This window comes from Microbacterium sp. HMWF026, assembly GCF_003061325.1.
Taxonomy (GTDB): domain Bacteria; phylum Actinomycetota; class Actinomycetes; order Actinomycetales; family Microbacteriaceae; genus Microbacterium; species Microbacterium testaceum_E.
In genome coordinates this window covers 1-13,844 of the sequence record NZ_QAJB01000319.1, presented here as the reverse complement: position 1 = coordinate 13,844, position 13,844 = coordinate 1, and the positions used below count along the sequence as shown (strand labels likewise).

General features: G+C 72.3%; 10 protein-coding genes. 8 read left to right on the top strand and 2 right to left on the bottom strand.

Features of this window, described 5'->3' with window-relative positions:
• The first annotated feature begins 127 nt into the window (after window positions 1-127).
• The 4 genes from DBR36_RS12220 to DBR36_RS12205 are packed head-to-tail and all read left to right on the top strand — an operon-like array spanning window position 128 to window position 5,849.
• The gene (locus DBR36_RS12220) at window positions 128-1,525 is read left to right on the top strand and encodes an MFS transporter (protein ID WP_108319760.1); all 1,398 of its coding nucleotides are present in this window, start codon (window positions 128-130) and stop codon (window positions 1,523-1,525) included.
• 5 nt (window positions 1,526-1,530) lie between these two features.
• Complete coding sequence (locus DBR36_RS12215) at window positions 1,531-3,612, top strand: molybdopterin oxidoreductase family protein (protein ID WP_108319766.1); 2,082 nt, start codon at window positions 1,531-1,533, stop codon at window positions 3,610-3,612.
• Complete coding sequence (locus DBR36_RS12210; protein WP_108319758.1) at window positions 3,605-5,170, top strand: FAD-dependent oxidoreductase; 1,566 nt, start codon at window positions 3,605-3,607, stop codon at window positions 5,168-5,170. The genes DBR36_RS12215 and DBR36_RS12210 overlap by 8 nt, the downstream gene beginning before the upstream one ends.
• A gap of 46 nt (window positions 5,171-5,216) precedes the next feature.
• On the top strand, window positions 5,217-5,849 hold the full coding sequence (locus tag DBR36_RS12205) for a LysE family translocator (RefSeq protein WP_108319764.1): 633 nt from the start codon (window positions 5,217-5,219) through the stop codon (window positions 5,847-5,849).
• A gap of 12 nt (window positions 5,850-5,861) precedes the next feature.
• Here DBR36_RS12205 and DBR36_RS12200 read toward each other — a convergent pair whose 3' ends face one another.
• Entirely contained in the window at window positions 5,862-7,337 is a 1,476-nt protein-coding gene (locus tag DBR36_RS12200) for an FAD-dependent oxidoreductase (RefSeq protein ID WP_108319756.1), read from the bottom strand.
• A gap of 119 nt (window positions 7,338-7,456) precedes the next feature.
• On the opposite strand from DBR36_RS12200, the gene DBR36_RS12195 reads away from it, so the two are divergent.
• The 4 genes from DBR36_RS12195 to DBR36_RS12180 all read left to right on the top strand — a co-directional run bounded on the left by DBR36_RS12195 (window position 7,457) and on the right by DBR36_RS12180 (window position 12,275).
• Window positions 7,457-8,125, top strand: coding sequence for a TetR/AcrR family transcriptional regulator (locus DBR36_RS12195; protein WP_108319754.1), 669 nt, complete (start codon window positions 7,457-7,459; stop codon window positions 8,123-8,125).
• A 410-nt stretch (window positions 8,126-8,535) separates the two neighbouring features.
• A complete protein-coding gene (locus DBR36_RS12190; protein WP_108319752.1) occupies window positions 8,536-9,777 on the top strand; it encodes an acyl-CoA dehydrogenase family protein in 1,242 nt (413 codons plus the stop codon).
• Window positions 9,778-10,053: 276 nt separating this feature from the next.
• Entirely contained in the window at window positions 10,054-11,226 is a 1,173-nt protein-coding gene (locus DBR36_RS12185; protein ID WP_108319750.1) for an AI-2E family transporter, read from the top strand.
• A 5-nt stretch (window positions 11,227-11,231) separates the two neighbouring features.
• A complete protein-coding gene (locus DBR36_RS12180; protein WP_258222775.1) occupies window positions 11,232-12,275 on the top strand; it encodes an ATP-dependent DNA ligase in 1,044 nt (347 codons plus the stop codon).
• Window positions 12,276-12,689: 414 nt separating this feature from the next.
• Here DBR36_RS12180 and ligD read toward each other — a convergent pair whose 3' ends face one another.
• Entirely contained in the window at window positions 12,690-13,715 is a 1,026-nt protein-coding gene (gene ligD, locus DBR36_RS12175; protein ID WP_108319748.1) for a non-homologous end-joining DNA ligase, read from the bottom strand.
• Window positions 13,716-13,844: the final 129 nt, after the last annotated feature.

The following is a 13,844-nucleotide window of genomic DNA, read 5'->3' as shown; positions in this document are numbered from 1 at the left end:
CCCCCGCCGGGGGTGAAACAACCGTTACCTCCCTGCCCCCGACGACGCGGTCGCGGGTAATCCCTCCTCCCTACGCTGACGATCACGCCCCACCCATGCGGGGCGCTGCACCTCCCCCGTATCGCCCATGGAGGACTCCGTGACCGTCACCGACCCGCGCCCCGAAGCCGCAACGGCGCCGCCCGCAACAGAAGCCGCAGCGCTGGAACGCCGCCCCGGCCGCTGGATCGACAACTGGAACCCCGAGAACGCGGAGCAGTGGAACAGCGTGGGCAAGGCCATCGCCTCCCGCAACCTGCGGTGGTCCATCTTCGCCGAGTTCCTCGGGTTCGTCGTCTGGCAGCTGTGGTCGGTCGTCGTCGTCTCGCTGCCGGCGGCGGGCTTCCAGCTCTCCACCGGTGAGATCTTCTGGCTCATCTCCATGCCGAGCCTGGTGGGCGCGACGCTGCGCATCCCCTACACGTTCATGGTTCCCCGCTTCGGTGGCCGCAACTGGACCATCGTCTCCGCCGGCCTTTTGCTCATCCCGAGCATCGGCCTCGCCATCGCGGTCAGCAACCCGCAGACTCCCTTCGGCCTGCTGCTGCTGATCGCCGCCTTCGCCGGCTTCGGTGGCGGCAACTTCGCCAGCTCCATGGCGAACATCACCTTCTTCTACCCGGCCGCGCAGAAGGGTTACGCGCTCGGACTCAACGCCGCCGGCGGCAACCTCGGCGCCTCGGTCGCGCAGTTCGTCGTCCCGATCGTGATCACGGTCGGTGCCGCCGCCACCCTCAACCTGCCGCTCGCGGGCCTCATCTGGGTGCCGCTCATCATCGTCGCAATGGTCGGCGCGTACCTCCGCATGGACAACCTCTCCAGCGCCAAGGCCGACATGACGGCATCCCTCGCCGCTCTCAAAGAACCGCACCTGTGGGTCATGGCCGTCCTCTACATCGGCACCTTCGGCTCGTTCATCGGCTTCGCCGGCGTCTTCCCCAAGCTGCTCGCCGACACGTTCCCCGACTTCAAGGGCTTCACCATCGGCACGGCGACCGTCACCCTCGCGTTCCTGGGTGCGCTCGTCGGTTCGCTCGCCCGCCCCTACGGCGGAAAGCTCGCCGACCGCTTCGGCGGAACCGTCATCACGATGGGCGCGTTCACGGTGATGGGGCTCGGCATCCTGGGAGTCATCCTGACCCTGCCGATGCAGAACTTCGCGGTGTTCCTGCTGTGCTTCCTGGTGCTGTTCGCCGCCGCCGGCATGGGCAACGGTTCGACGTACCGCATGATCCCGACGATCTTCACCCTGCGCGCCAACGGCGGGATCGGCGCGCAGCGCAAGGCCGCCGCGGCCCTCGGCCTGATCTCGGCGATCGGTGCGTACGGCGGGTTCTTCATCCCGCAGCTGCTCGGCTTCTCGAAGACGACGTTCGGCTCGTACACCCCGGCGCTCGGCTGGTTCGCCCTGGCGTACGTCGCCTTCCTCGCCCTCACCGCCGGCGTCTACCTGCGGATGTCGAAGAAGACCGGCACCCGCATCTGATGTCCATGAGCTCCGCCGACACCCACTGCCCCTACTGCGCGCTGCAGTGCGCCATGACCGTGAGCCACGAGGGCACCACCACGGTCACCGGCCGTGACTTCCCCACCAACCGGGGAGGACTCTGCGCCAAGGGCTGGACGTCGGCGGAGCTTCTGGCATCCCCCCACCGACTCCGGATGCCACTCCTCCGCCAAGACGACGGCACCCTCGCCGAGACCACCTGGGACGAAGCGCTGGATGCCGTCGCCGCCGCGTTCCGCGACACGCGAACCACGCACGGACCCGACGCCAACGCGATCTTCGGCGGCGGCGGACTGACCAACGAGAAGGCGTACCAGCTCGGCAAGTTCGCCCGGGTCGCGCTCGGCACCTCGCGCATCGACTACAACGGCCGGTTCTGCATGTCGTCGGCGGCGGCGGCATCGAACCGCGCGCTCGGGATGGACCGGGGCCTGCCCTTCCCGGTGACCGACCTCGACGACGCCCGAACGATTCTGCTGCTCGGCTCGAACGTCGCCGCGACCATGCCGCCGTTCCTCGCGCACCTCGCCGGAGCCCGCGCCGCGGGCGGGCTGATCGTCGTCGATCCCCGTCGCTCGGCGACCGCGCGCCTGACCGAGGACGGGGCGGGCACCCACCTGCAGCCCGCCCCCGGCACCGATCTGCCGCTGCTGCTCGGCCTCACCCAGATCGTCCTGGCCGAGGGTCTCGCCGACCACGCCTATATAGAGGAGCGCACGACGGGCTACGACGCCGTCCGCCGATCGGTCGCGTCGTGGTGGCCCGAGCGGACCTCGGCGACCACCGGCATCCCCGTCGCACAGCTGCGCGAGACCGCACGCCGCCTCGCCGCCGGCCGCACGTACATCCTCACCGGACGCGGCGTCGAACAGCACGTCGACGGCACCGCCACCGCGACCGCCGCGATCAACCTCGCGCTGGTGCTCGGACTCGTCGGCCGCCAGGGCTCGGGCTACGGCACCCTCACCGGGCAGGGCAACGGCCAGGGCGGACGCGAGCACGGGCAGAAGGCCGACCAACTGCCCGGCTACCGCTCGATCCGCGACCCCGAGGCGCGTCGGCACGTCGCCGGGGTGTGGGGCATCGATCCCGAACAGATCCCGGATGCCGGCATCCCCGCCACCGCCCTACTCGGCGAACTGGGCGGGCCCGTGAAGACGCTGCTGGTCGCCGGATCGAACGTCGTCGTCTCCGCCCCTGACGTCGAGGCCGTGCGCGCGGGGCTTGAAGCTCTCGACACCCTCATCGTGTGCGACTTCTTCCTCAGCGAGACCGCCGAGCTCGCCGAGATCGTGCTGCCGGTTCTGCAGTGGGCCGAAGAGGAGGGGACGATGACCTCCCTCGAGGGCCGCGTGATCCGCCGCCGGCAGGCGCTGCCCGGACCCGACGGCGCCCGCAGCGAGCTGTGGATCATGGCCGAGATCGCGCGGCGGCTGGGCGCGGCATCCACCTGGTCGACGGAGCCGGCCGACGTGTTCGACGAACTGGCCCGGGCGTCCGAGGGCGGGGTCGCCGACTATTCCGGCCTGTCGCACGCGCTGCTCGACACGGGCGTCGAGGCGTACTGGCCGTACCGCTCGTCGAGCACCCCGCGCCCCTTCGCCGAGCGCTTCGCGCACCCCGACGGGCGCGCGCGCCTGATTCCCGTGGATGCCGCTCCCCCGGCGCCGACCGACCGGGGCGGCGACCTGACCCTCACCACCGGGCGCTACCTGCAGCAGTACCAGTCCGGGACGCAGACCCGACGAGTGACCGAGCTGCACGGCGCTCGGCCCGAGGCGCGGCTCGAGATCCACCCCGCGACGGCCTCTCGTTTGGGCATCCGCGAGGGCACCCTCGTGGCGGTGGCGAACGAGCGCGGAACCGTGCGCGCCCGGGCGAACGTGACGACCGAGATCCGGCACGACACCGTCTTTCTGCCGTTCCACTACGCGGGCGAGGGCTGCGCCAACCGTCTGACCGAGGCGCTCGTCGACCCGACCTCGGCGATGCCCGAGTTCAAGCGCACGCGGGTGCGGGTGGCGCCGGTCGCCCCCACCCCCGCCGAGGAGGAGATCCATGTCTGAGCGTGTGGTGCTGGTGGGCTACGGACCCGTAGGGGCGCGGCTGGTCGAGGGGCTGCTGCCCGCCGTCCGCGACGGGCGGATCGACCTGACCGTCGTCGGGGCCGAGAGCCACGACGTGTACAACCGGGTGCTGCTGGCCGAATATGCCGTGGGACGCATGAAGCGGGACGGCCTCGACCTGGCGGGTCGCGCGATCGCGGAAGAGGCCGGGGTGCGGTTCGCTCTCGGGACGACGGTGGTCGGCGTCGACCGCGGTTCGCGGGTCGTTCGGCTGCACGATGGCATCCGGATCCCCTACGACCGTCTCGTGCTGGCGACGGGAGCGCGCGCGAACGTCCCGACCCTGGCCGGTCTCGAGCGCGCGCAGCGCCACCGCTCGGCGCGACCGGCCGAGCCGACCGCTCTCGACCAGGGAGCGTCGCCCCTGCCGCGCGGTGTCGTCGCGCTGCGCGACCTCGCCGACGCCGAACTCGTGCGCGCGGCGGTCTCGGCCGGACAGCGCATCGTCGTGCTCGGCGCCGGTGTGCTCGGCATGGAGCTGGCCCTCGCCGCCGCCGAAGCGGGAGCGCAGGTGGTCGTGGCGTACCACTCGGCGGCGCCGATGAATCGCACGCTCGACGAGAACGGCGGACGGGTGCTCGCTCACACCGCCGCCGCCCTCGGCGTCGAGATGCGGCACCACGCCCGCGCCGAGAGCATCGTCCAGCGTCACGACGACCACGGCCAGGCCTGGTTCGACGGCCTGGTCTGCGCCGACGGGAGCGTGCTGGCGGGCGACCTGCTCGTGCTGTCGTGCGGGGTCGCGGCGCGGACCGAGGTGGCATCCCTCTGCGGATTGGCGACCTCGACCGGCGTCCTCGTCGACGCGGCGTCGCGCTCGTGGACCGACCCCGACGTCTTCGCCATCGGCGACTGCGCGCACGTCGCCGACCCCGCCGACGCCGGCCCCGACGGGCGGGTGCCGGGTGGACCGAGCGGACTCGTCGGACCGGGCTGGCGGCAGGCCGACCGCCTCGCGGCGCTGCTGTCGTCCGGGGTCGACGGGCCGGTGCCCGTCGAACGCCCCGGTGTGGTCATGCTCAAGGCCGAGGGCATCGACGTGGTCGCCGCGGGCGACGTCGACGCCGATCCCTTCTCGCACGCACCCGGATGCCACGGCCCCCAGGTCACGGTCTGGGCCGACCCGGCCCGCGGCACGTACGTCAAGCTCTCGACCGTCGACGGCGTGCTGACCGGTTTCGTCTCGGTCGGGATGCCGCGCACCGGCGCGGAGCTGACCCTGCTGTTCGAACGCGGCTCGGAGCTGCCCGCCGACCGCTCGTCGCTGCTGCGGCTCGACGCGCCCGACGCGGGTATGGCCGTCGTCTCCGACCCCTTCGCCGCGGACGCCACCGTCTGCTGGTGCAACGGCGTGAGCGCCGGGGCGATCCGCGAGGCCGCCTCGGCCGCAGAACCCACCGTCGCCTGTGTGAAAGCGGCCACCCGCGCCGGCACCGGCTGCGGCGGGTGCGTCGGCCGGATCACCGAGCTGCTCGCGCGCGAGGCCGTCCCGGCCTGAGGCGGCGGAGCTCCCGGCCATGCCGTGGCGGCTGTACAGTTCACGCGTGCCTCCCCTCGAGTCCCTCCTGGCGTTCATCGCCGCGTCGATCGTGCTGATCGTCATCCCGGGACCGGGCGTGCTCTTCGTGATCGGTCGCTCCATCGCGCTCGGACGCCGCGCCGGGCTGCTGAGCGTGCTGGGCAACTCGATCGGCAACATCCCCGCGATCCTCGCCACGGCCTTCGGCGTCGGCGCCCTCGTGGCGTCGTCGATCGTCGCGTTCACCGTACTCAAGGTCGTCGGGGCCGCGTACCTCGTGTGGCTCGGCATCCAGGCCATCCGTCACCGCCGCGACCACGCGGCCGGGCCCTCACGCGCGCCCGCCTCGCGGTGGACGCTGCTGCGCCAGGGCTTCGTGGTCGGTGTGACCAACCCCAAGACGATCGCGTTCTTCGTCGCCGTGCTGCCCCAGTTCGTCGACCCGCACGAGGGAGCCGTCTGGCTGCAGCTGCTGATGCTGGGCCTGATCTTCCAGGTGCTCGCCGTGATCTGCGACTCGGTCTGGGCCCTCGCCGCGGGGACCGCGCGCACGTGGTTCGCCGGGTCGCCGAAGCGCCTGTCGACCCTGTCGGGCACGGGCGGGCTGATGATGATCGGCCTGGGCGGCGCGCTCGCGCTCACCGGCGCGAAGAGCTGACCGGCGCGCGGGTCAGCGCACGCCCAGATCGGCGGATGCCGCGCCCTCGAGCCGCGTGCCGTCGGGCGCGAAGCGCGAACCGTCGACGGGGCTGTCCCACGACCGCTCAGCGTCGTTCCACGTCAGCGGTGCGGGGGCCACGATCGCGCGGGTGCGCCCGTCGATCGTCGACACCGCCGCCGTCCGCAGCCCCTGGCGCGAGACGACACCGGCGCCCTCGGCGGGGCGCTTCACCGGTGCCGGAGCCGCGGCGGCGAGCGCACCCGCGGCCACCCCGGCCCGCCGGGTCGCCTCGCCGATCCCCCGGCCGAGGTCGGCGGGCACCGTCAGCCGCGTGCCGATCGTGCGCATCCATTCCGGGCGCTTCGCCCGCGCGACGCCGCGAATCTCGTCGCTCAGGCGCATCGCCGCGGCCGGCGCGTTCGTCATGCCCCAACCGGCGTACCCGGTCGCGAAGCGCAGGCGGCCGAGGCCCCGCGGCATCCCCCCGACGAAGGGGACCAGGTTGTGCGACTGGTAGTCCTGCCCCGACCACCGCGCGATCTCGGCCCCCACGGGCAGCGTCCGGCGCGCCCACGCGGCCAGTCCCTCGGCGAGCGCGACCTCGGATCGCGCGGATCCGACGGGATGCCGTGCCCCGGTCACGATCAGCGCCGGACGCCCGAGCGACGACGGCGCGGCGACGACGCTGCGCCCCTCGGCGCCGACCTCGCTCCACATGCCGCCGGGGGCCTCGGCATCCCCCTCCAGCGCGAAGGCGATCGCCCACGAGCGCAGAGCGCGGGTCTTGAGGTCGTACAGGCCGCGGCGGGTGATCGGCGTGCCGGTGGCGAGCACGACCGTGTCGCCGCGCAGCGAGCCGTGGGGCGTCTCGACGCGACCGGTGGGCAGCGCGTGCACGTCGGTGACGCGGACGCCGGTGTGCAGCACCGCCCCCGCGGCGACGGCGGCCTTCGCGAGCGTCGACACCAGCGCGGCCGGGTCGAGGGCCAATTGGTCGTCGAGGGCGATCGCGCGGACCGGGGTGCGTCCGCCCAGATCGCCCGGGTCGTCGGTGCGGACGTCGAGTCCCGCCTCGCGCGCGGCGTCGCGGACGGCGTCGAGCGCGGGGTCCGAGGCCAGGCCCCGACCGAAGGTGAACGCCGTGCGGCGGTCGGCCGTCGCCCCCGCGCGCTCGGCGAGCCAGTCGAGACCGGCGCGGTTGGCATCCACGTACGCGCGCACCAGGGCGGCGGGGTGGTGACGGCGCAGGGATGCCAGGGTCGTCCCCTGCAGAAGGGATGCCATCCCCACCGACGCTCCGGATGCCCCGCTGCCCACCTCACCGGCCTCGACCACGGCGACGCCGACGCCGGCCTCGGCGAGCATCACCGCGGTCGACAGTCCCGTCAGGCCGGCGCCGACGATGACGACGTCGTGGTGCGCGCCCGCCTCGAACGGGGTGGTGTCGACGGACGGGTGGTCGCGGGTCCACAGCGAGGAGGTCATGCGTCCATCCCACCGCGGGCGTCCGTGCCGTGGCATCCGCTTGCCCCGTCGGTCACGATCGTCTACCGGAGCGTGCGGATCGCCCTCGTCGCGGGTGTCCGCGTCGATAGGCTCTGCTCGTGACCGACAGCGCCGCCCCCTCCAGCCGCACGGCGGTGGTGGCCGCCGCGATCGACCTGTTCGTCCAGCACGGCTACGACCAGACCTCGGTCGAGCAGATCGCCCAGGCGGCGGGGGTGTCGCGTTCGACGTTCTTCCGGCAGTTCGGCGGTAAAGAAGACGTCGTCTTCGCCGACCACGAGGTGCTCCTCGCCGAGACGCGCGCGTTCCTGTCGCAGCCGCACGACGACCCGTGGGCCGCGGTGTGCGAGGCATCGGTGCGGGTGTTCCGCCACTTCGCCGCCGACCCCGAACTCGCACGCCGGCGGTACAAGATCGTGCGCGAGATCCCGGGCCTGCGCGACCGCGAGATCGTCACGGTGTTCCGCTACGAACGCCTCTTCGACGAGTACCTTCGCGAGGCTCTTCCCGGCCTCGACCCCTTGGATGCCGTCGGCTTCGCCGCCCTCGTCACCGCGGTGCACAACCACGTGCTGCGCCGGCTGATGCGCGGCGCCCGGGTGCCGGCATCCGTTCTGCGGCGCGCGCTCGACGACGCCCTGCGTCGTTACGGGGTGCACCCCGGCGGAGACGCCGCGGCCGGAGACGACCTGATCGTGGCGGCCTTTCCGCGGCGGATGCCGGCCGCCGAGGTCACGCGCCGCCTGCGCGCTTCGCTCGGCGAGTAGCCCCGGGGCGTCTGCGCGCGCGTCGTCGGGCCCGCCTCGCCCCGCGCCACCCTGGGTTGAGTGTCCATGACACGCCGCGGAGGGAGGGGTGCGGGCGGCGTGTCGTGGACACTCGAGGGCCGGAGGTCGCGCCCGCCGGGCCGCGTCCGTCTCGCCGCCTGCGAGTGTCCACAACACGCCGCGGCGGGAGCGGTGCGCGCGGCGTTTCGTGGACACTCGAGGGCCGGGGGACGCGCCCGCCGGGCCGCGTCCGTCTCGCCGCTTCCGAGTGTCCGCAACACCCGGACGCGCGGCGAAACCGTCCGGGTGTTCTGGACATTCGAACGCGTCCGCGGGCGGCATCCGGGAATCCGCCCCCGACGCAGCCGGGGGCGTGACACCGAGTACCACTATGCGCGATACTGGGGACCATGACCATCGACGCCGATGCCCGCGCGCTCCCCGGCGAGCGCATCGCCCACTACGACCTGCTGGGCCGCCGCGACACCGACTACTACGCGGTGTTCGCCGACATCCCCGACGCCGACCGCGCGATCTGGGACCGCGCCAAGGCGTTCGCCGACGAGGTCGGCACCCGCATGCAGGGCGAATGGGATGCCGCGACCTACCCCGTCGAACTGCTGCAGCGCATGGGGGAGCTCGAGCTGTTCACCGACGGCATCGAGCACGACGAACTCCCGCACACCTCGCCCCTGGCCGCGGGCCTGGTCAACATGGAGATCTCGCGCCACGACGGCTCCCTCGCCACGGCCCTCGCCGTGCAGGGCGGACTCGCGCTGCGCACGCTCGCCTTCTACGGCTCGCCCGCGCAGCAGCAGCGGTGGCTGAAGCCGCTCGCCGACGGCAGCGTCCCGGGAGCCTTCGCGCTGACCGAACCCGACCACGGCTCGGACTCCGTCTCGCTCGAGACCACCGCGACGCGCACCGCCGACGGGTGGTCGCTGAGCGGGACGAAGAAGTGGATCGGCAACGGCGCATCCGGCGGCATCACCTTCGTGTGGGCGCGCGTCGACGACGAGGGCGCTGACGACCACAACGACGTGCGCTGCTTCCTGGTCGAGCAGGACACCCCGGGCTACGTGGGCACCGTCATCACCGGAAAGGTGTCGCTGCGCGGCATCCACCAGGCCCACATCGCGATGGATGACGTGCGCCTGCCCGAAGACGCCGTCTTGCCGGGAACGCACACCTTCAAGGACGCCTCGGTCGTCCTGTTCGCCACGCGCTCGGGTGTCGCCTGGTCGGCACTCGGTCACGCGACGGCCTGCTACGAGATCGCCCGCACCTACGCCACCGAGCGCACGCAGTTCGGCAAGCCGCTCGCGAAGTTCCAGATGGTGCAGGAGCGGCTCACGCAGATGCTCGACGAGCTGACCGCGATGCAGCTGTACTGCCGCCGCCTCGCCGACCTCGAGACCGCCGGCGGGCTGCGACCCACGCAGGCGTCTCTCGCGAAGTACCACAACACCCGCGCCGCTCGTCGCGTGGCGCAGATCGCGCGCGACCTGCTGGGCGGCAACGGCATCCTGCTCGAGAACGGCGTCATGCAGCACATGGCCGACATCGAGGCGATCCATACGTACGAGGGGACCGAGAGCGTTCAGGCGCTCCTGCTCGGTCGCGACATCACGGGCATGAGCGCCTTCGTCTGATCCCGGATGCCATGCCCCCGGCGCGCGGTGGGCCCTGGCGCGGGGTGGGTCGCGGCGTCGCGGCGCGGGGTGGTTCCCGGCGGGGTGCGTCGAGACGCCTCTCGTGCCCACACCGCACGCGATGGCCGAGACCGCACGCGATCGTCGACGAGAGCATGCGGTTTCGACATCGGTGTGCGGTCTGGAGGGGAAGCGGCTCCGCCCGGGGGCTAATCCGCGGGAGCGAGGGGCGCAACCCGCGCGGACGATGTCGGACGCTGCCGATACGGTGAGCGCATGGGCCTGTTCTCTCGTCATCCCGCGCCGCGCGACGCCATCGCCTCGGTCGCCGAGGCCATCCAACCGCCGCCGAAGAGCCTGTGGGCCGACGGTTTCGGTCGACTGGCTATCCGCGCCGTGCAGATCATCATCGTCGTGGTGCTCGTCGCGGGACTGATCTGGGGCATCCGTCAGGTCTCGCTCGTCATCATCCCCCTCGTCCTCGCGCTGATCTTCGCGTCGGCATTCGGACCGTTCACCATGTGGATGCGCCGCAAGGGCGTGCCCGCGGTGCTCGCGACCGTGCTGACGCTGCTCGCGGTGGTCCTGGTGCTGAGTGCGCTCGGGTGGCTCGTCGTCAACGCCGTGATCAACCAGTGGGACACCCTGAGCACGCAGGCCGTCGAGGGCTTCCAGAAGGCCCAGGACTGGTACCACACCCTGCCGTTCGCGATCTCTCCCGATCAGATCGACCAGGCCGTGCAGGGCGTCACCGACTTCGTCACGAGCGCGCAGTTCGGCAGCGGCGCCCTCGCCGGGGTCAGCGCCGTCGCGTCGTTCCTGACCGGCTTCGTGCTGATGGTCGTCATCCTCTTCTTCTTCCTCAAGGACGGCCCCCGCATGTGGGAGTTCGTCCTGCGGCCCCTCCGCGGCAGCGACTACGAGCGCGGTCGCCGCATCGGCGACAAGACGGTGACCGTCCTCGGCGCGTACATCCGCGGCACCGCCTCGGTCGCCGCCGTCGACGCCATCGGCATCGGCATCGGCCTCGCGATCCTGCAGGTGCCCCTGGCGCTGCCGCTCGCGGTGCTCGTGTTCCTGCTCGCGTTCATCCCGATCGTCGGAGCGGTCACCGCCGGCATCCTGGCCGCCCTGGTGGCGCTCGTCACCAACGGGTGGGTCGTGGCGCTGATCGTCGTCGGCATCGTCGTTCTCGTGAACCAGCTCGAGGGCAACTTCCTGCAGCCGGTGCTCATGGGCCGCTCGATGAAGCTGCACTCGTTCGTCGTCCTGGTCGTGCTCGCCGGCGGAACGGCGATCGGCGGCATCCTGGGCACCCTTCTGGCGGTGCCGCTCACCGCGGTCGTGTGGGGCATCATCACTGTGTGGAACGGCGACGACAAGCCCGCCGAGTGGGCGCGACGCAAGAAGCGCTCGAACCCCGTGCCCCTCTCGGGCGACGAAGGCTGACGACCGTGCCGCACGACATCCCCGCGCCGATGCTGGCGAAGTCGGTGCCCGAGGTGCCCGACCACGCCAAGGTCGCCGGGGGTTTCAGCTACGAGCCCAAGTGGGACGGCTTCCGCGCCCTGGTGTCATGGGACGGCACCGACGTCGAGATCGGCAGCCGGGGCGCCAAGCCCCTCACCCGGTACTTCCCCGAGCTGGTCGAGGCGTTCGCCCGACTGCTGCCCGGACCCTGTCTCATCGACGGCGAGGTCGTCGTGGCACGCGGGGAGGCGGGCGCTCAGCGGCTCGACTGGGAGTCGCTGTCGCAGCGCATCCACCCCGCGGCATCCCGGGTGAACATGCTGGCCGAAGAGACCCCGGCGATGTTCATCGCCTTCGACCTGCTCGCCCGAGGCGAGCGCGACCTGCAAGGTGAGCCCTTCGCCGAGAGACGGGCGCAGCTCGTCGATCTGCTCGGCGACGTCCCCCACCCCGTGCACGTCACCCGCACGACCGACGATCCCGACCTCGCCCGCCGGTGGCTCGCCGAGTTCGAGGGCGCCGGGCTCGACGGCGTGATCGCCAAGCCCCTCGCGCAGCCGTACGCGCCGAACAAGCGCACGATGTTCAAGGTCAAGCACGCCCGTACGGCTGACGTCGTCCTGCTCGGCTACCGCATCCACAAGTCCGGCGACGGCGTGGGTTCACTGCTGCTCGGGCTCTACGACGACGACGGCCGACTGCACGGCGTCGGGGGCGCGTCCGCCTTCACCGACAAGCGCCGCCGCGAGCTGATCGACGAGCTCGAGCCGTACGTCGAGCGCGACGACGACGGCGCCGCCGTCACCGGCGAGACCGACCGCTCTCGCTTCTCGGCGTCGAAAGACGTGTCGTTCGTCCGTCTCCGCCCCGAGCGTGTGCTCGAGGTGCGGTACGACCAGCTCGAGGGCATGCGCTTCCGCCACACGGTGCAGTTCGACCGGTGGCGCCCCGACCGCGACCCCCGCTCGTGCACCTTCTCGCAGCTCGACGCGGTGGCGTCGTACGACCTCGGCGACGTCCTGGACTGAGGTCCGTCTCGCACGGGGGCGGCCGGCGTGTTCGCCGTTGCACGGCCGGCGCCGGGTCGCCCGACGCCTCGCTCCCCTGCCACCAGAACAGGCCACGTCGCCGAGAACAGGACGTTCCGCGCCGAATTCCCCTGTCCTCGCGGCATCCCATGTTGTCGTGAAGCCGATCCACGTCCGCCTCCCGCTCGCCCCCGACCGAGCCAGACCGACGCCTCACTCCCCTGCCACCAGAACAGGCCACGTCGCCGAGAACAGGACGTTCCGCGAGGAATCCCCCTGTCCTCGTCGCATCCCCTGTTTTCGTGACGCCGCTCCACCTCGCGACCGGGCCCGCGCCCGCTCCACCTCGCGACCGGGCGCGCACCCGCGCCTCGCGCCCGGGCCCCGCGCCTCGCCCCGCCCCGGCGCCCGCGCCTACGACGCCGGGTTCTTCGCCCGCGAGGGCTGCACCCGCGGCGGCTCCCCCGGCATCTTCGGGAACTCGGGCGGGAACGGCAGCTCCCCCAGCCCGTTCTCGACGTCGCGCCGCCACCACTCCAGCAACGTGTCGATGCGCCCCGGCTGGGCGGCGAACCCCTGCCACGGATCACCGACGGATGCCAACCGCTCGGGCACCGAGCGCACCGTGAAGGCGAGCGGGTCGACGCCGTCGAGTTCGTCCCATGCGAGCGGTGTCGACACCGTCGCGGTCGGAAGCGCCCGCGGCGAATACGCCCCCGCCATGGTGCGATCGCGGTTCGCCTGGTTGAAGTCGACGAAGATGCGCTTCCCGCGCTCCTCTTTCCACCAGCTGGTGGTGACGGCATCCGGCATCCGCCTCTCGAGCTCCCGCGCCGCGGCGATCACCGCGTGCCGGACGTCGAGGAATTCGTGCGTCGGCTCGATCGGGCAGAACACGTGCAGGCCGCGGTTGCCGCTGGTCTTGATCCACGCCTCCAGCCCCGCCTCGCGCAGCACGGTCCGTAGCTCGTGCGCCGCGGTCACGGCCTCGGCGATGCCGGTGCCGGGCTGAGGATCGAGGTCGATGCGCAGCTCGACGGGGTGATCGGCATCCGTCGCGAGAGAGGCCCACGGGTGGAACACGATCGTGTTCATCTGCGCGGCCCACACCGCCGACGCGATCTCGCCCAGAAAGAGCTGCGGATGCCGCCGCCCGCTGTTGTACGTGACCGTCACCGCCTCGACGAAAGCCGGCGCGCCCTTCGGCGGGTTCTTCGAGAAGAACGCCTCACCCCCGACGCCCTCGGGAAACCGCTCGAGCGAGACCGGCCGATGCCCGTTGGCGGCGATGAAGGGGTCGGCGACGGCGATGAGATACTCGGCGAGCTCGCGCTTGGTGATGCCCACCTCGGGCCACAGCACGCGGTCGGGGTTCGAGATGCCCACCTCGCGCTCACCCTGGGGGCCCGGCACGGTCAGCGTGATGCGGGGGGATGCCATGCCCCGACGCTAACGCTCCCCCGCCGCCGTGTCTGCCCCCGTTGCGCCGCGCCCCCCGAGGCCACACGCGCGACGCCCGTCGTGTCCAGCCCCGGCCACCGCGTCCCCGCGCCTCGTACGGTGGAGCAA